The organism is Halothiobacillus sp. DCM-1 (genome assembly GCF_045689735.1).
Classification (GTDB): domain Bacteria; phylum Pseudomonadota; class Gammaproteobacteria; order Halothiobacillales; family Halothiobacillaceae; genus Halothiobacillus.
In genome coordinates this window covers 1,476,264-1,500,938 of sequence record NZ_CP142685.1, presented here as the reverse complement: position 1 = coordinate 1,500,938, position 24,675 = coordinate 1,476,264, and the positions used below count along the sequence as shown (strand labels likewise).

The 24,675-nt window shown below is 60.7% G+C and carries 20 protein-coding genes; 14 read left to right on the top strand and 6 right to left on the bottom strand.

Annotated elements, in window-relative coordinates:
- The first annotated feature begins 45 nt into the window (after window positions 1-45).
- From pstS to pstB, 4 genes are all read left to right on the top strand, one after another.
- Complete coding sequence (pstS, locus tag VOI35_RS06995; RefSeq protein ID WP_407275352.1) at window positions 46-1,086, top strand: phosphate ABC transporter substrate-binding protein PstS; 1,041 nt, start codon at window positions 46-48, stop codon at window positions 1,084-1,086.
- Window positions 1,087-1,295: 209 nt separating this feature from the next.
- Window positions 1,296-2,216 (top strand): phosphate ABC transporter permease subunit PstC, encoded by a 921-nt coding sequence (pstC, locus tag VOI35_RS06990; protein ID WP_407275351.1) that lies wholly within the window; start codon window positions 1,296-1,298, stop codon window positions 2,214-2,216.
- A 12-nt stretch (window positions 2,217-2,228) separates the two neighbouring features.
- Complete coding sequence (pstA, locus tag VOI35_RS06985) at window positions 2,229-3,071, top strand: phosphate ABC transporter permease PstA (RefSeq protein ID WP_407275350.1); 843 nt, start codon at window positions 2,229-2,231, stop codon at window positions 3,069-3,071.
- A 53-nt stretch (window positions 3,072-3,124) separates the two neighbouring features.
- Window positions 3,125-4,012 carry a phosphate ABC transporter ATP-binding protein PstB gene (gene pstB, locus VOI35_RS06980; RefSeq protein ID WP_407275349.1) on the top strand — a complete coding sequence of 296 codons (888 nt, stop codon included), beginning with the start codon at window positions 3,125-3,127 and terminating at the stop codon, window positions 4,010-4,012.
- 169 nt (window positions 4,013-4,181) lie between these two features.
- Here the strand turns inward: pstB and VOI35_RS06975 are convergent, their stop codons facing one another.
- Window positions 4,182-6,893: a diguanylate cyclase domain-containing protein gene (locus tag VOI35_RS06975; protein WP_407275348.1), complete on the bottom strand. Its 2,712-nt coding sequence runs from the start codon at window positions 6,891-6,893 to the stop codon at window positions 4,182-4,184.
- A gap of 187 nt (window positions 6,894-7,080) precedes the next feature.
- Here VOI35_RS06975 and VOI35_RS06970 point away from each other — a divergent pair, with 187 nt between their 5' ends.
- Both VOI35_RS06970 and rlmC read left to right on the top strand, forming a co-directional pair.
- A complete protein-coding gene (locus tag VOI35_RS06970; protein WP_407275347.1) occupies window positions 7,081-9,996 on the top strand; it encodes an insulinase family protein in 2,916 nt (971 codons plus the stop codon).
- A 33-nt stretch (window positions 9,997-10,029) separates the two neighbouring features.
- Window positions 10,030-11,178: a 23S rRNA (uracil(747)-C(5))-methyltransferase RlmC gene (gene rlmC / locus VOI35_RS06965; protein ID WP_407275346.1), complete on the top strand. Its 1,149-nt coding sequence runs from the start codon at window positions 10,030-10,032 to the stop codon at window positions 11,176-11,178.
- On the opposite strand, the gene VOI35_RS06960 is transcribed toward rlmC, so the two are convergent.
- The 4 genes from VOI35_RS06960 to VOI35_RS06945 all read right to left on the bottom strand — a co-directional run bounded on the left by VOI35_RS06960 (window position 11,164) and on the right by VOI35_RS06945 (window position 16,271).
- A complete protein-coding gene (locus VOI35_RS06960; protein WP_407275345.1) occupies window positions 11,164-12,381 on the bottom strand; it encodes a DUF1501 domain-containing protein in 1,218 nt (405 codons plus the stop codon). The genes rlmC and VOI35_RS06960 overlap by 15 nt on opposite strands.
- A 29-nt stretch (window positions 12,382-12,410) precedes the next feature.
- On the bottom strand, window positions 12,411-13,937 hold the full coding sequence (locus VOI35_RS06955; protein WP_407275344.1) for a DUF1800 domain-containing protein: 1,527 nt from the start codon (window positions 13,935-13,937) through the stop codon (window positions 12,411-12,413).
- A gap of 181 nt (window positions 13,938-14,118) precedes the next feature.
- Entirely contained in the window at window positions 14,119-15,567 is a 1,449-nt protein-coding gene (locus VOI35_RS06950; protein WP_407275343.1) for an ATP-binding protein, read from the bottom strand.
- Window positions 15,564-16,271: a response regulator gene (locus tag VOI35_RS06945; protein ID WP_407275342.1), complete on the bottom strand. Its 708-nt coding sequence runs from the start codon at window positions 16,269-16,271 to the stop codon at window positions 15,564-15,566. The genes VOI35_RS06950 and VOI35_RS06945 overlap by 4 nt, the downstream gene beginning before the upstream one ends.
- A gap of 234 nt (window positions 16,272-16,505) precedes the next feature.
- On the opposite strand from VOI35_RS06945, the gene VOI35_RS06940 reads away from it, so the two are divergent.
- The 4 genes from VOI35_RS06940 to lplT all read left to right on the top strand — a co-directional run bounded on the left by VOI35_RS06940 (window position 16,506) and on the right by lplT (window position 20,930).
- Entirely contained in the window at window positions 16,506-17,009 is a 504-nt protein-coding gene (locus tag VOI35_RS06940; RefSeq protein ID WP_407275341.1) for a Spy/CpxP family protein refolding chaperone, read from the top strand.
- A gap of 132 nt (window positions 17,010-17,141) precedes the next feature.
- Entirely contained in the window at window positions 17,142-17,489 is a 348-nt protein-coding gene (locus tag VOI35_RS06935; protein WP_407275340.1) for an ArsR/SmtB family transcription factor, read from the top strand.
- A 12-nt stretch (window positions 17,490-17,501) separates the two neighbouring features.
- A complete protein-coding gene (locus tag VOI35_RS06930) occupies window positions 17,502-19,694 on the top strand; it encodes an AMP-binding protein (RefSeq protein ID WP_407275339.1) in 2,193 nt (730 codons plus the stop codon).
- A gap of 12 nt (window positions 19,695-19,706) precedes the next feature.
- On the top strand, window positions 19,707-20,930 hold the full coding sequence (gene lplT, locus VOI35_RS06925) for a lysophospholipid transporter LplT (RefSeq protein WP_407275338.1): 1,224 nt from the start codon (window positions 19,707-19,709) through the stop codon (window positions 20,928-20,930).
- Window positions 20,931-20,932: 2 nt separating this feature from the next.
- Here lplT and VOI35_RS06920 read toward each other — a convergent pair whose 3' ends face one another.
- On the bottom strand, window positions 20,933-21,541 hold the full coding sequence (locus VOI35_RS06920; protein WP_407275337.1) for a Maf family protein: 609 nt from the start codon (window positions 21,539-21,541) through the stop codon (window positions 20,933-20,935).
- A gap of 164 nt (window positions 21,542-21,705) precedes the next feature.
- Between VOI35_RS06920 and VOI35_RS06915 the strand changes: the two genes are divergently transcribed.
- From VOI35_RS06915 to VOI35_RS06900, 4 genes are all read left to right on the top strand, one after another.
- The gene (locus VOI35_RS06915) at window positions 21,706-22,185 is read left to right on the top strand and encodes a YceD family protein (protein WP_407275336.1); all 480 of its coding nucleotides are present in this window, start codon (window positions 21,706-21,708) and stop codon (window positions 22,183-22,185) included.
- Between the two features lie 111 nt (window positions 22,186-22,296).
- The gene (rpmF, locus tag VOI35_RS06910; protein ID WP_407275335.1) at window positions 22,297-22,485 is read left to right on the top strand and encodes a 50S ribosomal protein L32; all 189 of its coding nucleotides are present in this window, start codon (window positions 22,297-22,299) and stop codon (window positions 22,483-22,485) included.
- 169 nt (window positions 22,486-22,654) lie between these two features.
- A complete protein-coding gene (plsX, locus tag VOI35_RS06905) occupies window positions 22,655-23,671 on the top strand; it encodes a phosphate acyltransferase PlsX (RefSeq protein ID WP_407275334.1) in 1,017 nt (338 codons plus the stop codon).
- Window positions 23,668-24,639 carry a beta-ketoacyl-ACP synthase III gene (locus tag VOI35_RS06900; RefSeq protein ID WP_407275333.1) on the top strand — a complete coding sequence of 324 codons (972 nt, stop codon included), beginning with the start codon at window positions 23,668-23,670 and terminating at the stop codon, window positions 24,637-24,639. Before plsX ends, VOI35_RS06900 begins: the two co-directional genes overlap by 4 nt.
- The last annotated feature ends 36 nt before the right edge of the window (window positions 24,640-24,675 follow it).

Here is a 24,675-nt window from a genome sequence, read left to right as displayed (position 1 = left end):
GCGGCTGACTTTGTCCCATTCGTTGTCTCGTTCGAGGAGTTTTTCATGAAACTGAACAAGAAGCTGATTGCTGGTGCCGTGCTGGCCGCCACTGCGGCGTTTTCATTCGCTGCCCAAGCCGACGAGGTGAAATCCATCACCGGCGCGGGTTCTACTTTCGCTTATCCCATTATTGCGAAGTGGGCTACTGCCTACAAAGCTGAAAAAGGCGTGGAAGTGAATTATCAGTCCGTCGGTTCTGGCGCGGGGATCAACCAGATCAAGGCCAATACCGTGAGCTTCGGTGCCTCCGATGCCCCCTTGACCGTTGAAGACCTTGAGAAAAGCGGCCTGACCCAATGGCCGTTGATCATGGGGGGCGAAGTGGTTGTGGCCAACCTGCCCGGGATCAAGGGCGGTGAACTGGTGATTGATGGTCCGGTACTGGCCGACATCATGATGGGCAAGATCACCAAATGGAACGATCCGGCGTTTGAAAAACTGAACCCAGGCAAAAAACTGCCGGATATGCCGATCACGGTAGTGCATCGCTCGGATGCCTCCGGCACCACGGCCATTTTCACCAACTACCTCAGCAAGGTGAGCCCGGAGTGGAAAGAGAAAGTGGGTGAAGGCACCACCGTCAACTGGCTGTCCAAGGGCAACCTCGGCGGTAAAGGCAACGAAGGTGTTGCTTCCTACACTGACCGGATCAAAGGCTCGATCGGTTATGTGGAATATGCCTACGCGCTGCAAAATAATCTGCCGTACATGGATATGATCAACAGCGCCGGCAAGCGTGTGAAGCCGACCATGGAAAACTTTGCCGCCGCTGCTTCCCATGCGGACTGGAAAGGCACCCCAGGCTTCCGCGTGGTGCTGACCGATCAGCCGGGTGACGATAGCTGGCCGATCACCGGTTCAACCTTCGCCATCGTGCATACCAATCCGAACAACCCGGCGCAAGTTCAGGCTGTGCTTGATTTCTTCAAGTGGACTATGGAGCACGGCCAGAAAGCCGCTGATGAACTGCACTACATTCCGATTCCGGCGGATGTGGCCAAGTTGATCGAAGCCTCTTGGGCTGAGAAAATCAAACTGAAATAAGGTTTGATTGACCCGCCGGGCAGCGGTGCCGTTGCCCGGCGTTTTTAAGTGATTTTTATCGCGGATTTATTTTTGGGTTTTCGTGCATTCATTGTTGGCAAATCCAAAAAAAATCACGGTTTTGTTTAGATAACATTAGAGACCTGACCCTTATGGCAACGCCAGAAGAACATCTCACCGCGCACCTTCACACCAAAAGTTCTGGCGTTATGGCCGACAAAATCTTCAAGGGGAGTGCCTTCGGGTTTGCTGCGCTCGTCTTGATTGTGATGGTCAGTATCATGGTCATGCTGTTCAAAGAAGCATGGCCAACCTTCCATCATTTTGGGTTTCAGTTCTTTTATTCCGAACAGTGGGATGCGGTGAACAACCAGTACGGCGCCTTGGTGCCGATCGTGGGGACGCTGGTGACCTCGCTGATTGCGGTCATCATTGGCGTGCCGGTCAGTTTCGGGATTGCCATTTTTATCAGTCTCTTGGCGCCGGATTGGTTCAAGCGTCCGGTTGGGATTGCGATTGAACTCCTGGCGGCGGTTCCCTCGATCATCTACGGGATGTGGGGGCTGTTCTACTTCGCGCCGTGGTTTGCCAACAGTATTCAGCCGGTGATGACCGATACGCTGGGGAATGTGCCTTGGCTTGGCCAGTTCTTTCAGGGGCCGCCGATTGGCGTCAGTATCTTCACGGCCGGCTTTGTGCTCGCCATCATGATCATCCCGTTCATCGCATCGGTGATGCGCGATATGTTCGATGTCGTGCCCACGGCGCTGAAAGAATCGGCCTTCGCGATGGGATCGACGACCTGGGAAGTCGTGTGGAAAGTGGTTCTGCCGTATACCAAGGCGGGCGTGATCGGCGGCATCATGCTGGGATTGGGGCGGGCGATGGGTGAGACCATGGCCGTGGCCTTTGTGGTCGGTAACTCGCTGGAAATCAACGCAGGTCTGTTCTACCCCGGTGCCACCATTGCTTCGACGATGGCGAACGAATTCAACGAAGCCAGCGGGTTGCACTTGTCGTCGTTGATTGCGTTGGGCTTTATGTTGTTCGTGATTACCTTCATCGTGCTCTCGCTTGCCAAGTGGTTCCTCATCCGCCTGGAAAAAGCCCAAGCGGGCGAAAAAACTTAAGGAATGTCTGCCGTGCTCTCCAAATATCAACGCCGCAAACTGGTCAATTTATTCAACCTGTCTGCCTCGATCCTCGTAACAATCTTCGGCCTGGTGATGCTGGCCTGGATCTTGACCGTCTTGTTTAGCAAAGGATTTCAGTACATCAACTGGGCGGTGTTTACCGAGATGACGCCGCCGCCGGGTGCATCGGGCGGCTTATTGAATGCGATTGTCGGTAGCTTGCTGTTGACCGGTTTTGGCGTGCTGATCGGGACGCCGATTGGGGTGATGGCCGGTACTTATTTGGCTGAATTTGGCGGCAATAGCCGGTTTTCTGCGACCGTGCGTTTCATCAACGATGTGCTGCTTTCTGCGCCGTCTATCGTCGTTGGGGTGTTTATCTATACCTTGGTCGTGAAACCGAGCGGTCATTTCTCGGCTTGGGCGGGCGCCTTGGCACTGGCGATTCTGGTAATTCCGGTAGTGCTGCGGACGACCGAGGACATGCTCAAACTGGTGCCGGTGCAAATGCGGGAAGCGGCCGCGGCCTTGGGTGCGCCCCGCTACAAGGTGACCATCGACATCGTGTACAAGGCGGCGCTCAGCGGCATGTTCACGGGCTTGCTGCTGGCCACCGCGCGTATCTTGGGGGAAACGGCACCGCTGCTGTTCACCGCTTTGAATAACCAGTTTTGGTCTGCCAACATGAATGGGCCGATGGCCAACATGCCGGTGGTGATTTACCAGTATGCCTTGAGCCCCTACGATGATTGGCAAAGCCTGGCCTGGGCGGCCGCGCTGCTGATTACGGTGAGCGTGTTGATCATGAACATCATCGCGCGGTATTCGTTAAAACCGGTTCAGTCCCGATAAGTTCTGTCGGGCCTCAAGTTTCCCTGTCATAATTTTTCTCCGAGAGTTCTCCCATGAGTACGATGACCATGACTGATAGCGGGCTGCCCAGCGGGCGTCAAATGGGTTTGAATGTGGCTGCTGCCTTGAAAGATGCTGAGCAGCGGGCGGCGCTGGCCGACAAAATCGACAATGTTCGGCAGGTGGCCGAACCCCGGCTGGATATTCGGGATCTGTCGTTTTATTACGGCAAATACAAGGCGCTGCACAATATCAACATGCAGATTCCGGATAAGCAGGTGACGGCGCTGATCGGCCCATCCGGCTGCGGCAAATCCACTTTACTGCGGATTTTCAACCGGATTTTCGATCTGTATCCCGGCCAGACGACGACGGGTCAGATTCTGCTCGACGGCAATGACATCCTGAATTCCAAGGTGGATGTCAACATGCTGCGTGCCAAAGTGGGCATGGTGTTCCAGAAGCCGACGCCGTTCCCGATGTCGATTTACGACAATGTGGCGTTTGGCGTGCGTTTGTACGAGAACCTCTCGAAAGCGGAGCTCGATGAACGGGTCGAATGGGCCTTGCAACGCGCCGCACTGTGGACGGAAGTGAAGGACAAACTGAACCAGTCTGGCGCGGCCTTGTCCGGTGGTCAGCAGCAACGGCTGTGCATCGCGCGGGGTATTGCGGTGAAGCCGGAAGTGTTATTGCTCGATGAGCCGACCTCGGCGCTCGACCCGATTTCGACCACCAAGATCGAAGAACTGGTGCATGAACTCAAATCCGACTTCACCATCGCCATCGTGACCCACAACATGCAGCAAGCGGCGCGTGTATCGGATTACACCGCGTTTATGTACCTTGGGAAACTGGTCGAGTTCGATCACACGGATATCATTTTCACCAACCCGGGGCGCAAAGAAACCGAGGATTACATTACCGGCCGCTTTGGCTGATCGCCGCCGCCGATCGTCGGCAAAGGCGGTTGGCGGGATTGCCTTAAAACATCAACCCCGGCTCGGTGCCGGGGTTTGTTGTTTGTGGTCGCCCGGTTCTTATCAGGCCATGGAAAACGCTTTTCAACATCCTGCTAACGGGTTTTTGAAGCCAGGCAGCGGGGGGCGGTTATTCCGGGCGATCCGACCAGCGAACCCACCACCCGTCGGCGGTGCCTTTGTTGCGTTTTGCTGCATACAGCGCGGCATCGGCGCGGCGTAACAGGGTGTCGCCGGTTTGGCCGTCTTCGGGATAGAGTGCAATCCCGAGGCTCATGCCCACGCGGGCGCGCGCTTCGCCGCCGAGATCGAAGGGCGCGGCAATCGCGCCATGCAGCCGGTCGAGGATGGTCGGCAGGTTGGGTTCATCCGATTCCAGATTGCTGAGTAGCACAACGAATTCGTCGCCGCCGAGGCGGGCGAGTAAATCGCCTTCCCTCAGCCGATGCCGTAACCGCTCGGACAGGCTGATGAGCAGTCGGTCGCCGGCTTCATGGCCGTAGGTGTCGTTGACCGGTTTGAAATCATCGAGGTCAATCATGCCGATGGCCAGTCGGGTGCGGCCCAATCGCGCTTGATCGATCCGCTGGATCAGCGCCTGTTCCAGCGCGCGGCGGTTGGGCAGCCGGGTCAGCGCGTCGTGCAGGGACTGATATTCCAGTTGGCGATTCAGCTCGTGCAGCGCGGTGATGTCGCGCAGCACGCTGACAAAGTGGGTGATGCGTTGATCGGCCGCGCGCACGGGATTGAGAGTCACCAATCCCCAGAATTGATGGCCGTCACGATGGCGGATTTGGCGTTGCCCTTGATACGGAATGCCTTGGTCGAGTGCCTGTTTCAGGTCGCTGTCTGAGGCATTCTCGGCATGGCCATCGGCCTGGGGTTCGGCGGTGAATACCCGACATAACGGTTGGCCGCGCACTTCATCCAGGCTGAATCCGGTCATGCGGGTGCAGGCTTCATTCAGAAAAAGGATGCGCTGGGCCGCATCGGTAATCGCCACGCCTTCCTGGATGGCGGTGAGCGCCGAGGCCAGCATATCGCGCTGGGCTTGGGCATTTTTTTGTTCGGTGATATCGGTGACCGACCAGATTTCATCAAATTCCCCACTTGGGAACGGCATGCCAATCAGTCCGAACCAGCGGGTTTCCCCGTTATCCATCCGGGTAAATTCGGCCTCGAAGCGGATTTGCTCGCTGCGCGCAAAAGAATGGGGAAGCTGGTGAAGTAATGCGTCCTGCGCCTCTGGTTGGGTATAAAAATCCCGGGTGCGTCGGCCGAGCAGTGCCTCGGGATTCGGCGCGCCAATGATCTCCGCCAGGCGACGGTTGGCAAAGCGGATGGTGCGATCGTGCAGCAACATGATGCCGTTCGCGGCGTTGTCGACGATGGCTTGATTGAAGGCACTGCTGCGTTGTGCGCGCTGCCAGAGGTCGATTCGGTCGAGTCCACGGGAGAGATCGCCGGCCAGGTCTTCAAACCAGAACGAAAGATTCAAAAAAGCGAAGGGATCATGGTGGTAAATCGCCATGACCGCCCAAGGACGGTTCCCGCGCAGGATCGGCAGGCTCGCCAGCGCATTCAGCCCGAAGGCCTGGGCGCGGGCGCGCCAGAGGGCGGGAAACGGTGATTGGTTGGGATCGACACTGAAAACGACGCGCCCCTCGCGCCAGGTCTGCGCGCAGAACCCGTTGGCGGCGGGCGTGTCGGCTTTGAGCGAGAGCGTCAGACCCTCCAGATAGCCCGTTTTCCCCGCTGAGGCCAGAAACTCGAAGTCGCCCTCGGCATTGGGGCGGCCGATCCAGATCAAATCGATGCCGCCGTGGTGAATGCCCAATTCGCAGATCTGCTGCAACACGCCTTGTTCATCGGTTCGGGTGGCAAACAGCTGATTGATTTCGGCATGCATCCGGTTGAGATTGGAGAGCATCTGCAGGCGATCATTCGCGCGTTGGCGCTCGTTCAGTAATCGCCGGGCCAGCAACAGAATGAAGCCGAGCAGGCTGAGCAGGCTGAGTTCCAGCAACCAGTGCTGCCAGGCGACGGCGACATAACTGTGCCAGGCGAGATCCTGGGTGCCGCCGACCTTCACCATAAACGGAGAGCCTTGCACGGGCACGGGCGGGATTTCGTTCTGGTCTGGTGTCAGCGAGCCGAATTGAACCGCCCCGCGCTGCCATTGCCCAATCGGCGCGCCGCTGCGCTGATCAATCAGTGTGAAGCGCCAGGGCACATCTGGAATATTGAACTCAAACAGCCGATTGAGCCGGAAGGGTGAGCCCACCATGAAGCGGGGTTGCTGCTTTTCATCGCGCACCACATAGCGCATGGCGAGAAAGTACCCATCGAACCGTTTGGCGTACCGAGCCTGCCCGATCAAAAATGGCTGGTTGGGGGCAATGGGGGTGAACTCCTCCGGCGCGACAATCGGTGTGCTGCTCTGGGTGAGGGTTGACCAGAGAATTTTGCTGCCATCGCTGGATTGAATGTTGAGGGCAAAAAAATCGGGATGAATGCGCATGAAGCGGCGCAATGCCGCTTGCGTATGCGCGCTGGGTTGACTCAGATCGGCTTCACTGGCCAAGAGACTGACGCCGATGAATTCCAGTTCGATGAACTGGGTATGCAGGCGATTGGCAATGCGGTCGGCATAGTTGGCGGCGGCGCGGTGGGCGTCCTGGGTCACTTGCTGGTTGATCTGGTGGAACTGTTGCCACTCGCTGAAGCCAATCCAGATCAACATCACCAACACCGGCAGCACCAGCAAAACATCCAGTCGGCGCTGCCGGGTGAAAAACCGGATCATGGCGTCAGTCAACGGGGCGGGCGTGGGCTGTTTCAAGCGGCAGTACCTTGCGTGCGGGTGTTCCCCGTCATGGGGTGCGGGTCTTGGCAATATAGCGGGAATTTTGACGGTTTGTCGATGCGGGTTTGTCGATGACGGATGGTTTGGGGCGGGCGGGAAATTTATTCTGGGCAGTTGCGCTAAACTCCTGCGTTCTGATTTGCAGCAGTGTGAGAGTTTTGTCATGACCGCCGTCCCCGTTCACCATCCGGCTTTTCGTTTCGTGCGCGCGCAACCCATCGAGGCACTTCATCTGACGGTCGCCGAGTTTGTTCATGAACAGACCGGGGCACGGCATTTCCATCTGGCGGCCGATGATCCGCAGAATGCCTTTCTGGTGGGCTTGCGTACCGTGCCGGAGGATTCGACCGGAGTGGCGCATATTCTCGAACACACGGTGCTGTGCGGTTCGGAAAAATATCCGGTGCGCGATCCGTTTTTCATGATGATTCGTCGCTCGCTCAATACTTTTATGAATGCGTTTACCGCGAGTGACTGGACGGCTTATCCCTTCGCCTCGGTCAATGTGAAGGATTTTTATAACCTGCTGGATGTGTATCTGGACGCGGTGTTCTTCTCGCGGCTCGATGAGCGGGATTTTTGCCAAGAAGGGCACCGGGTGGAATTCGAGCAGCCCGATGACCCGACGACGCCCCTGACCTTCAAGGGCGTGGTGTTCAACGAGATGAAGGGGGCGATGAGCAACCCGGCCTCCGTGCTCTGGCAAACCCTCACCCGGGCGATGTTCCCGACCACCACCTATCACCACAATTCCGGTGGGGAGCCGGTTGATATTCCGAATCTGACCTATGCAGAATTGAAGGCGTTTTACCAGCGGTTTTATCATCCGTCGAACGCCGTATTCATGACCTACGGTAATTTGCCGGCGGACGCATTGCAGGCGCGAATCCACGATCAGGCGCTGGCGCGGTTCGATCGCATTGACCCGAATTCTGCCGTCCCGCTGGAAGCCCCTCTGAACGAGCCCCAGGCCGTGGCCGACACCTACGCGCTGGATGAACCGGACGCCACCGAGAAAACCCATGTCGTGGTCGGTTGGTTGCTCGGTGAAAGTACGAATCTGGATGAAAAACTCGCGGCGCAATTAATGGAAGGTGTGCTGCTGGAGAACAGCGCCTCGCCCTTGCAGCGCGCGCTGGAAACCACCGATCTGGGCGGGGCGCCGAGTCCGCTGCTGGGGTTGGAAGATTCCCAGCGGCAGATGGTGTTCGTGGCCGGTTTGGAGGGGGGCGAGCCCGACCGCGCCGAGGCCATCGAGCAACTGGTGTTCGATACGCTGCGTGAGGTTGCCCGAAATGGGGTGCCTGCCGAAATGGTGGAGGCGGTGCTGCATCAAATCGAACTGTCGCAGCGCGAGGTGACGGGCGACGGCTTCCCCTATGGTCTGCAACTGATTCTGCACGGGCTGCCCGCTGCGATTCATGAGGGCGACCCGATTGCGGCGCTCGATCTGGAACCGGCGCTGGCGCGGTTGCGTGCCAAGGCGGCGGATCCGGCCTTCATTCCAGGTCTGGTGCAGCGGCTGCTGCTGGATAATCCGCATCGCGTGCGGGTGGTGCTCGCGCCCGATACGGGCTTGACCGCGGAAAAAATCGCCGCCGAACGCGCCCGGCTCGATGCGATGCAGGCGGCGCTCAACCCGGAACAGGCACAGAAGATCGTGGCGCAAGCGGCGGCACTGGCGGCGCGGCAGGCAGAAGAGGACGATGTCAGCATCCTGCCGACGGTGACTCGCGCCGATATTCCGGCGGAAATTCACTTCCCGCAGCCGGCGCGGGTGCTGGCGCAGCCGGTATCGCAACACTGGTTCGATCAAAGCACGAACGGGCTGGTGTATTTGCAGGCGGCACTCGATTTGCCCGCTTTGACGCACGATGAGCTCGATCTACTGCCGGTGTACACCAGCGTGCTTACCGAGATGGGCGTGGGGGATCGGGATTATCTGCAAATGGCCGAGGCAGTGGCCGCGCATACCGGCGGCCTGTCGGTGCGCAGCTCGATTCGTCCGGCCATCGACGACCCGCATCAACTCACCGGCTATCTGATTTTTGGCGGCAAGGCGTTGACCCGCAACACGGCGCCCTTGGTCGAGTTGTTTCATGCGACGCTGGAATCCGTCCGGTTCGATGAGACCGATCGGCTGCGGGATTTGATCAGCCAGATGCGGTTTCGCAGTGAGCAGGGCATCGCCGGTTCGGGACATTCGCATGCGATGACCTTGGCGGCCAGTGGCATGAATGCCCGGGCACGGCTTGCGCATCAGTCCGGCGGGGTCGCGGGGGTTCGGCGCTTGAAGGCGATGGATGATGGTCTGTCCTCGGCTGTGGCCTTGCAGGATTTGTCTGAGCGGTTGACCCGCTTGCACGCCAAACTCAAGGGCGGGCTGCGGCGCTACAACATCGTGAGTGAGCAGCGGCATTTCGCGGCCATGGACGCTGCGCTGGCACCGGTGATGCGGCACGGCACGCCCGTTACGCCGTTTACGCTGGGGCGGGTGCAGGAATCGGTACGCGAAGCCTGGCTGGGGAATCTTGCCGTGAACTATTGCGCCAAGGCGCATGCGGCCGTGCCCGCTGCGCACGAGGACGCTGCGGCATTGTCGGTACTCGGCGGGTTCCTGCGTAACGGCTATTTGCACCGCGCGATTCGGGAGCAGGGCGGTGCCTATGGCGGCGGCGCGGGCTACGATTCGGAATCGGCGAGCTTCCGGTTTTATTCCTACCGTGATCCGCGCCTGACCGAAACCCTGGCCGATTTCGACCGCAGCATCGACTGGCTGCTGTCCACCGCGCACGAAGGGCGCACCGTCGATGAGGCCATTTTCGGGGTGATTTCCGGCATCGATAAACCCGGTTCCCCCGCCGGTGAGGCGAAAAAAGTGTTTCTCGATGGACTGCATGGCCGCACGCCGGAACGCCTGCGTGCGCTGCGTGCGCGTGTGCTGGAAGTCACGGCGGATGACCTGCGGCGGGTGGCGGAACGCTACCTTGTGCCTGAATCCGCCTCGATCGGCGTGCTCGCCGGGCCGGCGAAGGAAGAGGAACTCCGGGGGCTTGGGCTGCGCATTGAGCGGATTTGATCTCAGGGCGCGCGGACGCTGACCGGAGCCGGCATGGACTGTGGTTATTTCGCCGCCGGTCAATGCCGGTCGTGCCCGCATCTGGCGGTGCCTTATGCGGAGATGCTGGCGCGCAAGGAGGCCGCTTGCCGTGCCGCGTTGCCCGCCTTCGATGCCTCGCTTTGGCAGCCGCCGGTGCCGAGCGCCGAATCCAGCTTTCGCAACAAGGCCAAAATGGTGGTCAGCGGCACGGCGGATGCGCCCCGGCTAGGGATTGTCGGTGCGGCGGGGCAGGGGCAGGATTTGAGTGATTGCCTGCTGTATCCACCCAGCCTGCGCGCCGCGTTCGCCCCGATCAAGGATTTCATTCGCGCCTTGCGCTTGCCGCCGTATGACATTGCCCGGCGCCGGGGCGAACTGAAATTTGTTCTGCTCACGCAGGATCAAACCACCGAGGCGCTGATGCTGCGTTTCGTGCTGCGTTCCACCGCGTGGTTGCCCCGTTTGCGCGCCGCGTTGCCGGAGTTGCAGCGCGTATTGCCCGCGCTGGCCGTGATTTCCGCCAATATCCAGCCGGTGCATCAGGCGATTGTGGAGGGCGAAGAAGAAATCCCTCTTGCCGGGGCGTCGGCCTTGTCGGTCTGGCTGGGTGAGGTGCCCTTGTATCTGCGTCCGCGCAGTTTCTTTCAGACCAATACGGCGGTGGCGACCGCGTTATACGCCACGGCGCGCGATTGGGTGGCGGCCTGTGCGCCCGCCTCGCTCTGGGATTTGTTCTGCGGGGTCGGTGGCTTCGCCCTGTTCTGTGCGCCGGGCGTGCGCGGTGCGATCACGGGAATCGAGATTTCGCCGGAGGCGATCGACAGCGCCCGCCAATCCGCCGCCGCGCTGGGTCTGTCGCAGATCGAATTTACCGCGTTACCGGCGGATGCGTTTGCCGAGGGGCAGACGGGCTGGCCTGAGTGCGTGATCGTCAACCCGCCCCGGCGCGGTTTGGGTGCTGCGTTGGCGGCGGCGATCAACACCGCAACGGCCACCCGCTGGCTGTTGTACTCCAGTTGCAATCCGGCGAGTCTCGCGGCGGATCTGGCGCGGTTGAGCGATTTTGTGCCCCGCCGGGCGCGGCTGTTCGATATGTTCCCGCACACCGATCATGCCGAGGTGCTGGTGTTGCTGGAACGCCGGCGTTCAGACGAGCTGTAGCTCAACGGGCTTCGCACCGGGAAATACCCGTTGGAGTTCCGCCGGGGTCAGGCTCCATAAATGCCGGAACAGGCCGCCGAGCAGGCTGCGGTAATCGGTGAGCACCGGCCAGTCGCGGTTCTGGTTGAGCGTGGTTTCACTCAGGGTGACCTGCTCGCCGGCAATTTTGCCGCCATGCAGCCCGCCACCCAGTACCCAATAGGCGCTGCCGTGCCCGTGATCGGTGCCGCGATTGCCATTTTCGCGGAAGGTGCGGCCAAATTCGCTGATCACGACGACGACGGTTTCGAGCCAGGCATCGCCCAGGGTGTCTGGCAAGACCGCGAGCCCGGCACCGAGTTCGGTCAGCCGGTTGGCGAGCTGGCCTTCGGCACCCGTGCGCCCGGTTTGGTTGACATGGGTATCCCATCCGCCCAGATCCATGAAGCCCAGGTTGTAGTGATCGCGCATCAGCACGCCAATTTTCGCGGCGGCGGCCACGAAACTGCGGGGATTGGCTGCGCCACGACTGGCGGCCAGCATCTCGGCGGCATAGCCACCGCTGGCCATTCCGCTCATGTCTTCGCGGATTTGCTGCTGGGTGGTGAACGCGGTTTGAACGCTGGTTTGCAGGGGGCTGTGCTGGTACATCTGCTCGATGCGTTGGCGCTGCGTTTCGTTCACATTCCGCTGCGGGCCGATGATCGACTGGTTGGCGATGCGCACCGCGCCGTGCATGGACAGAGGCAGTTGCTGGGTGAAGGCAATGCTGCGGGCGCGATCGTGCAGTACGGCGGCGAGCCGGTTCAGGAAGCCACTGTTGAAATCGCGGGTTTGTGCGCCCTGACCCAGTTCGATGTGATCCTGCGTTTCAAAGTGGCTGCGGGATAAATCCTGCGTGCCGCAAAACGGAACGAAGGCTGCTTGTTGTCGCTGGTAGAGCGGCAGCACGGTGTCTTTCAGGCCGGGATGTAAGGCCCAGTCGTGATCGAGTACGAGGGCGCCGTCGGGGTCGCCGGGCTTGGGTACCGCGATATTGGGGCGGCTTTGGTAATAAAACTCACTGGTGTAGGGCACCAGGAGGTTGGCGGCATCGTAGCCCCCGCGTAAAAAGATCAGCAGAAATCGGGGATTGCCGGTGCGGGGGCTGGCCGCCCACAGGCGGGTTTGCACAGCGGACAATCCGGCGGCGGCGGTCAGTTGCAGAAATTGGCGACGGTTCATGGTTTTTTTCTCCTCACGCGGGTGGGGCGTTAGCGCCACATGAATTCCGGGGCAGAAAGTAACAGGCTGATTTGCGCGCGTGGGTTATCCGCTTGCTGGATGACCGCGCGGGTCTGGGCGCTGAATCCGGCCATCAGGGTTTGCAGGAACGGGCTATCGAGCACCATCAAGGCTGGCGGGGGTGGCTGCACCAGCGCGCCGGGGTGGGTCGATAAAAATTCAGCGAATTCAAACCGGGTGGCCATCTGGCCGGAGCCGTTCCAGTCGCTCGCCCGTTGGGGATAGCCATCCGGCGTGCTGCGTCCGTACAGGGCTTCGCCCATCTGACGGCTCCAATTGACCAGCATGATCGGGCGGGTGATGGGCGTCTCGTCGGGGATGAGGCGCGCGGCCGAGACCAAGTAATGCAAGGGATCTTTGAACTGCTTGCCCAATGAATGCCGGAACGCCTCGCTATGAAACAGGACTTCGAGTACGCGGGCGATTTCCCCCCGGCTGTGTTGCCAGGCGTGCACCATCTGGTCGATCAGCGGGGCGGGCGGTTGCTCGGAGACAAAAAACTGGGCGAGCTTGGTGCTGATATGCCGGGCGGTTGCGGGATGATTCCCCAGGAACTCGATGACCTGGTTGATCTCATCCATCCCCTTGCCGTGGAAGACCTGACCGAGCACGGTTTTCGGATCCGGGTCGTGGCGCGCTGGGTTGAAGACGACCAGCCCATCCTGCCAGAAATCTTCTTCCAGCCGAGGCGGGACGCGCACGGGTCGGTCGGGATAGGCGACGCCCAGACCGGTGAGCACCCGCGCCAGATTCGTGACATCGGCCTGGGTGTAGCCGCTGCCGACGCCCAGCGTGTGTAACTCCATGATCTCTCGACCATAGTTCTCGTTGATGTGCCCCTTGGCATTTTGCGCGTTGTTCAGGTAGATCAGCATTTGCGGGCTGAACACCGTGGCGCGGAATAATTCGACGAACCGCCCCAGCACATGGGGTTTGATCACGCGGCGGTAGTAATCGCCTATCATCACGCGCAACGGGCCCTGGGCGAAGACCGAGAAATGGTTCAGCCAGAACCAGGCGAGTTGCTCTTGCAGCTGATTCGGCGAATAAACCGCGTAGAGCAGTTGCTGGCTGGCCGCTTCCTGCGCGATGGCCGCAAATTCGCGTTGCACCGCTTTTTGGGCTTCGGCCTTCTGCGCAGGCTCATCGCTGGCTTGTCGGGCTGCCCGCAATTTTTCCGCCAGGCTTTGCCACAATGCGGCGGCGGGCGTTTGATTGATCGTCATCGCGTCAATCTGCGCGGCAATGGCCGGTGGGAGTGGCGCATCGGCGCGGGGGTGTAACTGCGATTCGAGCCAGTGTTTCTCGCCTTCTCGTTCATACGCAGCGAGCGTGGCGGCATTGACGCCCCAACTGATCCGGTTGAGCCAGGCGAGTGACTCTACCGAGGCCGATGGCGCTGCCGTCGCCGTGCGCGCTATTGGCAACAGTCCCAGCAGCAGCGCACTGCTGTGTCGCAAAAAACTGCGCCGATCCGGATGGTGAGCAAATGCCACGATGAACCTCCCGTGCTCCGTTCAAAGCGTCACGATGATTGAACGCGCGGATCCGGCGGGTGGCAATGGGCAGTTTGTAAATGATTGGTAAGCAGTTGCTATGAAAGAACGCGGAATAAAACTGATGAGCGAGTGCCGTGGCCAGTCGAGTTTGTCGGGATGACAGCGCCGCCGAGCATTTTTAACTTCGTGGCAAGTTGATTCTGGCCCAGGTGCCGCCACCGTCGCGGCTTTCCAGTACCAGGTCGCCACCTTCGGCTCGGATGATGGCGCGGGCAATGGCGAGTCCGAGGCCGCTGCCGCCGGTGTGTTTCGCGCGGGAGGTTTCGAGCCGGACAAAGGGTTCGAACACGCGTTCCCGATCGGCCGGCGCGATGCCGGGGCCGCGATCGCCGATGGCAATGCTCAGTTGATCGGCGGTGTCTTGCAGCACGAGGGTGAGGCTGCCATCGCCATAACGCCAGGCATTTTCCAGCAGGTTTTGCAGCGCGCGCTGGATGGCCTGCGGGCGGGTGCGCAGCGGTGCCCGGGCTTCGCCGAGGCGCTCGATTCTGGCACCAAGCAGGGTCATGTCGTCGCAGAGCACATCGAGCAGGGCGTTGAGATCGAGTTCCACCGGTGTTTCGGTGCGGGCGCCCGCGCGCAGATAGGCGAGGGTGTGGCCGATCATGGTGTCCATATCGCTGAGATCGTCTTCGATTTTGGCGCGGCGTTCGTCGTCGGGATAACTCGCCAGCCGCAGCCGGATGCGGGTAATCGGCAGGCGCAGATCATGCGATACCCCGGCGAGTGCCTGGCTCCGTGCGTCGATGAGTTGCCGGATGTCGTGCTGCATCTGGTTGAACGCCCGCGCCGCGCGGCTGACTTCCGTCGGGCCGGTTTCCGGTAGCGGGGGTTGGTCGAGCTGTTGCGGGAGTTGCGCGGCGGCGCGGGCAAGCGCATCCAGCGGCCGGGTCAGTCGGCGCAGGACGAACGCGACGATGCCGAGCACGACGAATCCCAGACCGAGCAGCCAGCCCATGGTTTGTAGTGGCCAGCGCATCGGCGGCGGCAGGGCGTGCCGCAGGGTGAGGATGCTGCCATCACTCAACCGCGCCTGAATCAGCACGAACGCAAAATTGAATACGGGTTTGATCGGCTCGGTGATTTGTGGCCGGGCCAGCGCGGGATGTTGCCAGATCGGGCGATCCAGGACGGGCAACCCGAGGGCGAGCCATTCGGGCAGGGGTTTCGGCGTTTCCACCGGGCGCGCGATCGCCAGCACCTGCAGCTTGAGGGGGGCATCGAGCGCTTGCCGGAGTCGTTCGGCCAGACGACGGGTGATGGCGGTTTCCTGCGCGTTATCGGCCAACCGTTCCGGGTGCCGCCACCGGGCGCGCAGTTCGATGCGGGTCGGGTGGTCGTTGAGTAGGCGTGCGAGGCGCGGTCGCTCTGGGGCATCGGCCTGATTCAGAATATTGATGGTTTGCGCTAGGCGTTCGATGGCGTAATCGCCGATCAGCCGGTCAGCCAGTTTGGCGCGGTCGTTGAGGAGCAGCCCCAGGCTGACGCCGGTGGCCACGAGAATCCCCAGGATCAGCGTGAGCAGAATCTGGCCGAACAGGCTGGCGGGAATGAGCCGCCGGATCATCCGGTGACTCCGCGCGGCTGGGTGAGCAGCACATAGCCTTCGTTGCGGATGGTTTTGATCAACGCGGGCTCGCGGGCATCGTCACCCAGGCGGCGGCGCAGGCGACTGACCATGACATCGATGGTGCGGTCGAAGGGATCGGCATCCCGTCCGGCCAGCGCATCCATCAATTGATCGCGCGAGAGAACCTGGTTGGGATGTTCGGCCAGGGCTTTGAGCAGGCGGAATTCGCCAGTGGAGAGGGGTACCACGACTTGATCGGCGCGGATCAAATGATGGGCGGCGAGATCAAGCGTCCAGCCCGCGAAATGCAGTGTTCGAACCGGTGGGGCGGAGCCGGTCTGCGCCACCCGCCGGAAAATGCTGCGAATTCGCGCCAGAAGCTCGCGCGGGTGGAAGGGCTTCGGCAGATAATCATCCGCCCCCATTTCCAGCCCAATGATCCGATCCATCTCATCGCCGCGGGCGGTCAGCATCAGAATCGGCGTGCTCATGCGCGCGCGCAGCAGGCGACACAGTTCTAATCCATCGGTGCCGGGCAGCATCACATCCAGAATGATCAAATCCGCCGGTTGTTCGGCCAGCGCGGCCCAAAGGGATTCCCCCTCGGCTGCGGTGCGCACCGTATAGCCCTGTTCACCGAGATAATCCTGTAACAGGCTGCGCAGATCGGGGTCATCATCGACCACTAACAACGATTTCATCGACAGCGTACCTTTGCGAGATGAGGATGTCGCCATCATAGCGGTGCCCCAAGGATTTTCCTGCCCGGGCTACAAACTGCCTACATTGAGTTTACAAAACCGGCGGCGCTTGCCATGCCGGGTTTACAGGAACGCGGTGCAATGTGTCCGGTCAAACTTCGGGGGCTAACCTTGTGGCCTATCCCCGGAGTTTGTGGAAGGCCATTCCGGCCACACTTTTGCAGGAGATCAATCATGACGACGGTTCCCGTATTAACGCGCAGCTTGGCAATTTCGATGATGTTGGCATTTACTGCGCCCCTGCTGGCGCAAGCGGCAGACGCCCCGCCGCCACCCGCAGGCGGCAAGGAGCTGCGGGCGGAAAAATGGCAGGAAAAACGCGCCGCGCATTTGACGGCCGATCTCAACGAGCTGGCCAACCGGCTGCAACTGACGGCCAGCCAGCAAGCAGCCTGGGATCAGTACAAAGCGGCGCGCGCCGAGATGCTCAAACTGCCGCACTATCACATGACTCCGCAAGAAAATGCGGCAGATATTGCCAAAATGCGGGCGATGCGTGCCGAGCAGATGGCGCAACTCTTGGATAATTTGAGTACCGCGACTGGGCAGCTCCGCGCCGCGTTGCAGCCCAACCAGCAACAGGTGCTGGATGAGTATGCCCATCAACAACCCAAACGGATGCGCGAGGCCATGAAAAAAATGCGGGAACACCGCCACCGCGAACAACCTGCGGGTTGATTGGTTATCGTTAATCGGGTGCCGCCCACTCTGGCGCTTCCTCGGGTTGACGATGCCGGAGCCAATGCCTGCCGTGTGCAGGCATTTTTTTGTCTGCTTGACAGATAAAACAAAATAACTAATTATTTAGTCATGAATACCGACATCCTTCAGCAATTACCCGTGCCTTGGGTGGACACCGCCCAGATTTTTACCGCCCTGGGCGACCCGCATCGCCAGCGCTTGCTGCTGCTGTTCGAGCCGGGGGAGCGCTTGAGCATCCGCCAATTGGTGGCGGTTTCCCCGCTCTCGCGCACCGCCGTGACCCATCACCTGAAAATTTTGCGGGAAACGGGTTTGCTGCTGGAGCAAAAGGAAGGCAAGACCGTGTATTTAACCGTCAATACCGCCCGCCTGCTTGAAACCTTTGCGGTGGTGACGGATTTCGTCAGGGATTATGTCCAGCAGACCGAACAACGACAACGCGATTCCCAGGCTTAAGGAGAGTGCGCCATGACAGGCTTTTTTCGATGGATCAAATCTAGCGCGCGTACGGCCGTGCGTGCCATGTTGCGCCCGGTGTTCCGGTTCATTTTCCGGGTCACGCTACATCAGCCGGCGGGGTTTCAATGGGGTGGCCGTCAGCTGCTGGTCGCCAACCATGAATCCTATCTGGATGGGTTATTGATCGGTTTGTTCCTGCCCATCGATCCGGTGTTCGTCGTGCATACCGGGGTGATGCAAAACCGCGCGTTTCGCCTGATGTTGTCTCTGGTGGACACCGTGGCGGTCGATCCCTTGCGCCCGATCGGCATGAAAACCGTGTTACGCGCCCTGCAAAACAATCGCCCCGTGGTGATTTTCCCCGAAGGCCGAATTTCCGATACCGGTGGCTTGATGAAGGTCTACGATGGTCCGGCCATGTTGGCTGCCCGCAGTGCGGCCGAGGTGGTGCCGGTGCGGCTCGATGGGCTGAAGCGCAGTTATTTCAGCCGGATGTCGGCGGTGCAGCCCAAATTCTGGCGCCCCTCGGTCTCGTTGACGGTCTTGCCGCCAACGACCTTCGCCCTGCCTGAGGCGCCGACGGCTCGCTTGCGGCGTCAGCGGGCCAGCGAAGCCCTGCGTGCCCTGATGCAGCACATGCTGTTCGCTGCCCGTCCGGCGCAGTCGTTATGGTCGGCGTATCTGGCCGCCGAAGCGACTTTTGGTCGCCGTCGCCCGATGATCGAGGACATCAAGGCCGAAGTCATCCGATACGGTCGGTTGACGACGATGGCGCTGGCCTTCGGACGCTGGGGCGCGCGCGGCACCGCAGCGGGCGAGGCCGTGGGCGTGTTGCTGCCCAATCTCGCCGTGACGGCCGGGGTGTTGTTGGGCTTGTCTGCGGCCGGACGAGTGCCGGCCATGCTCAATTACACCGCTGGCGCCGATGGTCTGCGAACCGCTGCCCGAGCCTGTCCTTTGCGGGTGGTGATCACCTCGCGCGTTTTTGCCGAGAAGGCGAATTTGACGGCCTTGCTCAATGACTGGCCGGGGGTTGAAGTGCGCTATCTGGAGGACATGCGCCGAACCTTTGGCCTGGCGGATCGCTGGTGGGTGTTGCAGGCGCGGCGCTCGCCCTTGACCGCCTTGTCGCCGGTGGCGGATCCGGATTCAGCGGCGGTCATCCTGTTTACTTCCGGCTCGGAGGGGCGTCCGAAGGGCGTGGTGTTATCGCATCGGGCGATATTGGCGAATATTGCCCAGATTCAATCGGTGTTCGATCTAACCCCGGCGGATAAGGTATTAAATGTCTTGCCGGTTTTTCACGCCTTTGGCTTGACGGGTGGTTTGTTGCTCCCCCTGTTGGCAGGGACGCGCGTGTTCTTACATATTTCGCCGCTGCAATACAAACTGGTGCCGGAAATTGCCTACGACCGCAATTGCACCTTGCTGTTCGGCACGAACAGTTTTCTGGCGAATTATGGGAAATTCGCCCATCCCTATGATTTCCATAAGTTGCGCTATGTGATTGCGGGCGCGGAAAAGCTCAGTGAATCCGTGCGGTCGCTGTGGTTTGAAAAATTTGGCCTGCGGATCTTCGAAGGATATGGCGTGACGGAAACCGCGCCGGTGCTGGCGGTGAATACACCAATGGCTTATCGCAGCGGCACCGTCGGCCAGTTTCTGCCCGGCATCGAGCATCGGCTGCTGCCCGTGCCCGGCATCGAGGAAGGGGGCTTGCTGTGCGTGCGCGGGCCGAATGTGATGAGCGGGTATTTGCGGGATGAAGCGCCGGGCCGGTTGGACGCGCCGTCCGTGCCTGAACTGGGGGCGGGCTGGTACAACACCGGCGACATCGTTTCGCTGGATGCCGAAGGCTTTGTCACCATTCGCGGCCGCCTGAAACGGTTTGCCAAAATCGCGGGCGAGATGGTCTCGCTGGAAACGGTCGAGGCCATGGCGCGCGCGGCGGCACCTTATGCCACGCATGCGGCCACGAGTCTGCCGGAGGCGCAGCGGGGCGAGCAGTTGGTGTTGCTGACCACCGAGCCTTCGTTGAACCGGTCGATGCTGCTCGAGGCCGCACGCCGCCTCGGCTTCAGCGAACTGGCTGTGCCGCGCCAGATTATCGTGGTCGACACCATTCCGTTATTGGGTACCGGTAAAGTGGATTATCCCGGCGTGCGCACCGAAGCCGCGCGGCGGTTGGGTCAAATGGATTAACGAGGATTCAGGATGAACAGCGAATTGCCCGCATCGAACAACGAACAATCCGGCCTCGCCTCTCCGGGGATGCGGAGTTTGTTGGCCGCCCAGTTTCTCTCGGCCTTGGCCGATAACCTCCTATTCGTGGTCGCCATCGCCCTGCTCAAACAGGCGGCGGACGGCGCGGCGCTGATGCCCGTGCTGCAGGTCATGTTTGTGATTGCCTTTGTGGTGCTGGCACCGTTTGTCGGGGCGCTGGCGGATGCCTTCCCCAAGGGGCGGGTCATGTTCTACGCCAATCTGGTGAAGCTGGTTGGGGCGGTGGTGGTGCTCTACGGCGCGCATCCCTTGTTCGGCTACGCGCTCGCTGGTGTGGGGGCGGCGATTTATTCTCCGGCCAAATACGGCATCCTGCCGCAGCTCGTGCGCCCGCAACAGCTCGTCAAGGCCAACGGTTGGCTGGAAGGTTCGACCATCGTCGCGATTTTGCTCGGCGTGGTGCTGGGGGGATTCCTCGCCGATCATTCCCTGGCACTGGCGGGGGGTGTCGCGGCGGCGCTGTATGCCTTGGCGGCGGGAATCAACCTGTGGATTCCCCGACTGGCGATCGTGCACCGACTGCACCGGCAAGAAATTCCGCGTCTGGTGATGGCTTTCTTCCGGGATATCGTGCGGCTGTGGCGCCATCCGGATGTCCGGTTTTCCGTGATCGGCACCAGCCTGTTCTGGGGAATGGGTTCTTCCCTGCGGTTGCTGCTGTTCGTGTGGGTGCCCGCAGCGCTGTTGTTGAATGACAATCAAACCCCAGCGAATCTGATGGGGGTGCTTTCCATCGGAATTGTCGCGGGCGCAACCTTGGCGGGGCTTTGGGTGAGTCTGGATCGGGTGAATCGTGCGCTCTGGGGCGGCGTGTTACTCGGGCCGCTGGTGCTTTTACTCGCGCCGATGCATTCGCTCTCGGCCGCCGCGTTGGTGTTGTTCGGCATTGGTCTCGCCGGTGGCTTGTTTGTTGTGCCGCTGAATGCTCTGTTACAGGAGCGCGGGGCGGAAACCGTGGGCGCGGGTCGTATTCTGGCGGTGCAGAATTTCTTTGAAAATCTCTCGATGTTGGTGATGTCTGGCTTGTATTTCTGGGCGGTCGAAGCCGGGATCAAACCGATTCCCCTGGCCTTGCTGTTTGGTGGCGGCATTCTGCTCGGCATGTTGGCGCTGGCGTGGTGGCGTCGGGGGCATCGCGGCATGGCGGTGGGGTAGCCTCAGGCGGGGCGGGGTGCTCCGGGCTTGAGGGGATCGATGCCCGCTTGGCGAAGCAGCGCCAGCGTCGCAATCAGGGGCAGGCCGAGGATTGCTGTGGGATCTTGCGCGGGCATCGTATCGAGCAAGGCCAAACCCAATCCTTCGGATTTCATGCTGCCCGCGCAATGCCAAGGGGTTTCAAGATCGAGGTAGTGCTCGATACTGGCCTCATCGAGCGCGCGAAAATGCGCCTCGGTGCGTGTCTGCTGGCTGTGACATTGGCCTTGCGCATCAATGACGGCCACCGCGACATGGAATACAGCGATCCGCCCGGACAGCGCGCGTAACTGCGCCCGCGCCCCTTCGCGGGTGAGGGGCTTGCCGAGGATGCTATCGCCTGAGGCCACCAGTTGATCCGAGCCCACCACGACCGCGCCCGGATTTGCGGTCGCCACGGCGCGGGCTTTGCCGATCGCCAGTCGCAGGCAGGCGGCTTCGGGCGATTCCTGTGGCTGGAGGGTTTCGTCAAAATCGGGCGACACGGTACGGTATGGGTAGTGGAGCCGATCGAAGAGCGCTCGGCGGGTGATCGACGACGAGGCGAGAATCAATTCAGGTTGAGAATGCATATTTGACTTTGCGTGATCGTGAAGAAACCGCTAAAATTATACGATTCTGGTCTGGCTTTTGCTGGTGGGATATGCAGAACACCGTAGAGCAGTGGGCGCTGCAGGGCTCGTGCCCGGTGCGAACGGCATGCGATGCCCAACAGCTGCGTTCGGGTCGAGTGCCCATGGCGCAGTTGCCGCGTCTTTTATCGTGGACTCCGGACGATCAGTCTGATGCGTCGTTGGCTTATGAGCTGCGGTTTTTCCGCGATGCCTCGCGTGCTTTGCTCGCCTCGGTTCAGGTCGAGGGCGTGGCGAAAATGCCCTGCGCCCGTTGCCTTGCCCCGATGACGGTGCCGGTGGAGGGGCGTTCGGTGGTGCAGTTTGTCCACAGCGAAGCGCAGGCGGCGCAGGTGCCGGATGCCTACGAGCCGGTGCTGCTGGATGATGAAGGTCAGGTATCTCTGCCCGATTTGATCGAGGAAGAGTTCATCATGGCCTTGCCTTCGGTGGTGATGCATGACGCAGCCTGTGCTCCGGCTTGGCGGGAGGAGTCTCTGCCAACACCGCTGCCGGATGCCGCAGCCGCCCAGACGGTCAATCCGTTTGCGGCGCTGGCCGGGCGCCTGGGAACGGGCAAGACCGAACCGGAGCCAGATCAGTAATTTCGCGCTGGGCTTGTCTCGGTGAGGCGGGCGCGGTGGGGGAAAGTTTGGGGGATCGCCGGCAGGTCGGTTCTCCGTAGGTGTTTTTCGTTATTTGTCAGGAGTTAAGAAATGGCCGTTCAACAGAACAAAAAGAGCCGCGCGCGCCGTGACTCGCGCCGTACCCATGATGCGTTGACCAAGCCGACGCTGTCCGTGGACGCTACCAGCGGTGAAACGCATCGTCGTCATCATGTCACTGCAGACGGCTTTTATCGGGGTCGTCGCGTGCTGGCAGAAAAAGCCGCCGTTGAGGCGTGATTTGCCACACTGATCATGTCGAGATCGTGAAGGTTCGAGCCTTGTGCATCCTGTGCGCAAGGTTTTTTTTCGACTATTGAGCTGCGTGGAGCGGTCGATTCCTGCCTTCGGTGGGGTCGTTGGCTTGGCCAGCCCTCGATGGTGACAGCTTGCTGATGATGAGTGCCCGATGAAAGCGCGGATTGCAGTGGATGTTATGGGCGGGGATCACGGGCCAGCCGTGACGCTGGCAGCGGCCGCCCAATTTTTGGCGGCGCATCCCGAAGCAGAATTATTGCTGGTTGGCGATGAGGCGATCCTGGCGCCGCTTCTGCCCGCTCATGGGTTGGGCGCGCGCGTGGCATTGATTCATGCGCCGGAAGTGGTGGCGATGGATGAATCCCCGGCCATTGCGTTGCGCACCAAGAAGAAATCCTCGATGCGCGTGGCGATCGAGTGTGTGCGGGATGGAACGGCCGAGGCGGCCGTGAGTGCGGGGAATACCGGTGCGCTGATGGCCACGGCCAAGTTTGTGCTCAAAATGCTGCCCGGCATCGAGCGCCCAGCGATCTGTACGGCGTTGCCGACCCGCAAAGGCCATGTCCATGTGCTGGATCTCGGCGCGAATGTCGAATGCAATGCGGAGCATTTGTTTCAGTTCGCGGTGATGGGTTCCGTGTTGGCAGAAGCCTATGACGACAATCCGAAACCCCGGGTCGGCTTGCTGAATGTGGGTGCCGAATCGATCAAGGGCAATGATACGGTGAAAGCCGCCTCGTCCTTGCTTGCTGAAGGCCCCGTGCATTACATCGGTTTTGTCGAGGGGGATGACATTTACAAAGGCGATGTGGATGTGGTGGTCTGCGATGGCTTCGTGGGCAATGTGGCACTGAAAACGAGCGAGGGCTTGGCGAAGATGATCACGCAGTTTTTGCGGGAGGAGTTTTCGCGCAACTGGCTGACCAAAGCCTCGGCACTGCTGGCGGCGCCGGTGCTGCGGCGTCTGAAAAACCGGCTGGATCCGGGGCGTTACAACGGCGCGAGCTTTTTGGGGCTGCAAGGGATTGTGATCAAAAGCCATGGCGGTGCGGATGTGGCGGCATTTTCCAGTGCCTTGACCGTGGCGCTGCGTGAGATTGAAAAAGATGTCCCCCGCCGGATCGACCAGCGTTTGGGGCAATTGCTGACAGAAAAGGAAACCGCATGATTCATGCCCGTATTACCGGCACGGGGAGCTATCTGCCCGAGCGCATCCTGACTAACCACGATTTGGAGCAGATGGTCGACACCTCGGATGCCTGGATTCGGGAACGGACGGGCATCGAGCAACGGCATATCGCGGCGGCAGGGCAGTTGACTTCCGATCTGGCCGAGCCAGCGGCGCGTGCGGCATTGGCGGCCGCGGGGCGCACACCGGCAGAAGTGGATTTATTGATCGTGGCGACGACCACCCCGGATCGGGTCTTCCCTTCAACCGCCTGCCTGTTGCAGCAGAAACTCGGGATTCATGGCACGCCGGCTTTCGATATTCAGGCCGTGTGTACGGGCTTTGTCTATGCCCTGAGTGTGGCGGAAAAGTTCATCAAAACCGGTGCCGCGCGCTGTGCGCTGGTCATCGGGGCGGAAACCCTTTCACGCATCGTGAACTGGAGCGATCGAACCACCTGCGTCCTGTTTGCCGATGGGGCGGGTGCGGTGGTGCTTGAAGCAAGCGAGGAGCCGGGCATCCTCCGTACCCATATTCACGCCGATGGGGCGTATGAATCTTTGCTGACGACGGTGAAACCCAGTGCGGATACGACCCCTGAAGCCCTCGCGGATGGCACGGCATTTATCGAAATGCGGGGCAATGAGGTGTTCAAGATGGCGGTCAACACCCTGGGGCGGATCGTCGATGAAACCCTGGATGCCGCCGGGATGGCTTACGCCGACATCGACTGGCTGGTTCCTCATCAGGCAAATATCCGTATCATTCAGGCGACCGCGCGTAAATTGGGGCTGCCGATGGAGCGGGTGGTGGTCACGGTGAATCGGCACGGGAACACCTCGGCGGCGTCGGTTCCCTTGGCGCTGGATGCCGCGGTGCGGGATGGTCGCATCCAGCGGGGCGATACGCTGTTGCTCGAAGCGTTTGGTGGGGGGTTTACCTGGGGGTCGGCGCTGATTCGCTATTGAACGCGCCGCGCCGATACTCAAGCCTGCCGCGACCGG

Excerpts from the sequence above, each read along its gene's own strand:
- pstS (WP_407275352.1), top strand. The coding sequence starts at position 46 with ATGAAACTGAACAAGAAGCTGATTGCTGGTGCCGTGCTGGCCGCCACT.
- pstC (WP_407275351.1), top strand. The coding sequence starts at position 1,296 with ATGGCCGACAAAATCTTCAAGGGGAGTGCCTTCGGGTTTGCTGCGCTC.
- pstB (WP_407275349.1), top strand. The coding sequence starts at position 3,125 with ATGAGTACGATGACCATGACTGATAGCGGGCTGCCCAGCGGGCGTCAA.
- VOI35_RS06970 (WP_407275347.1), top strand. The coding sequence starts at position 7,081 with ATGACCGCCGTCCCCGTTCACCATCCGGCTTTTCGTTTCGTGCGCGCG.
- rlmC (WP_407275346.1), top strand. The coding sequence starts at position 10,030 with ATGGACTGTGGTTATTTCGCCGCCGGTCAATGCCGGTCGTGCCCGCAT.
- VOI35_RS06960 (WP_407275345.1), bottom strand. The coding sequence starts at position 12,381 with ATGAACCGTCGCCAATTTCTGCAACTGACCGCCGCCGCCGGATTGTCC.
- VOI35_RS06950 (WP_407275343.1), bottom strand. The coding sequence starts at position 15,567 with ATGATCCGGCGGCTCATTCCCGCCAGCCTGTTCGGCCAGATTCTGCTC.
- VOI35_RS06945 (WP_407275342.1), bottom strand. The coding sequence starts at position 16,271 with ATGAAATCGTTGTTAGTGGTCGATGATGACCCCGATCTGCGCAGCCTG.
- VOI35_RS06940 (WP_407275341.1), top strand. The coding sequence starts at position 16,506 with ATGACGACGGTTCCCGTATTAACGCGCAGCTTGGCAATTTCGATGATG.
- VOI35_RS06935 (WP_407275340.1), top strand. The coding sequence starts at position 17,142 with ATGAATACCGACATCCTTCAGCAATTACCCGTGCCTTGGGTGGACACC.
- VOI35_RS06930 (WP_407275339.1), top strand. The coding sequence starts at position 17,502 with ATGACAGGCTTTTTTCGATGGATCAAATCTAGCGCGCGTACGGCCGTG.
- lplT (WP_407275338.1), top strand. The coding sequence starts at position 19,707 with ATGAACAGCGAATTGCCCGCATCGAACAACGAACAATCCGGCCTCGCC.
- VOI35_RS06920 (WP_407275337.1), bottom strand. The coding sequence starts at position 21,541 with ATGCATTCTCAACCTGAATTGATTCTCGCCTCGTCGTCGATCACCCGC.
- VOI35_RS06915 (WP_407275336.1), top strand. The coding sequence starts at position 21,706 with ATGGCGCAGTTGCCGCGTCTTTTATCGTGGACTCCGGACGATCAGTCT.
- rpmF (WP_407275335.1), top strand. The coding sequence starts at position 22,297 with ATGGCCGTTCAACAGAACAAAAAGAGCCGCGCGCGCCGTGACTCGCGC.
- plsX (WP_407275334.1), top strand. The coding sequence starts at position 22,655 with ATGAAAGCGCGGATTGCAGTGGATGTTATGGGCGGGGATCACGGGCCA.
- VOI35_RS06900 (WP_407275333.1), top strand. The coding sequence starts at position 23,668 with ATGATTCATGCCCGTATTACCGGCACGGGGAGCTATCTGCCCGAGCGC.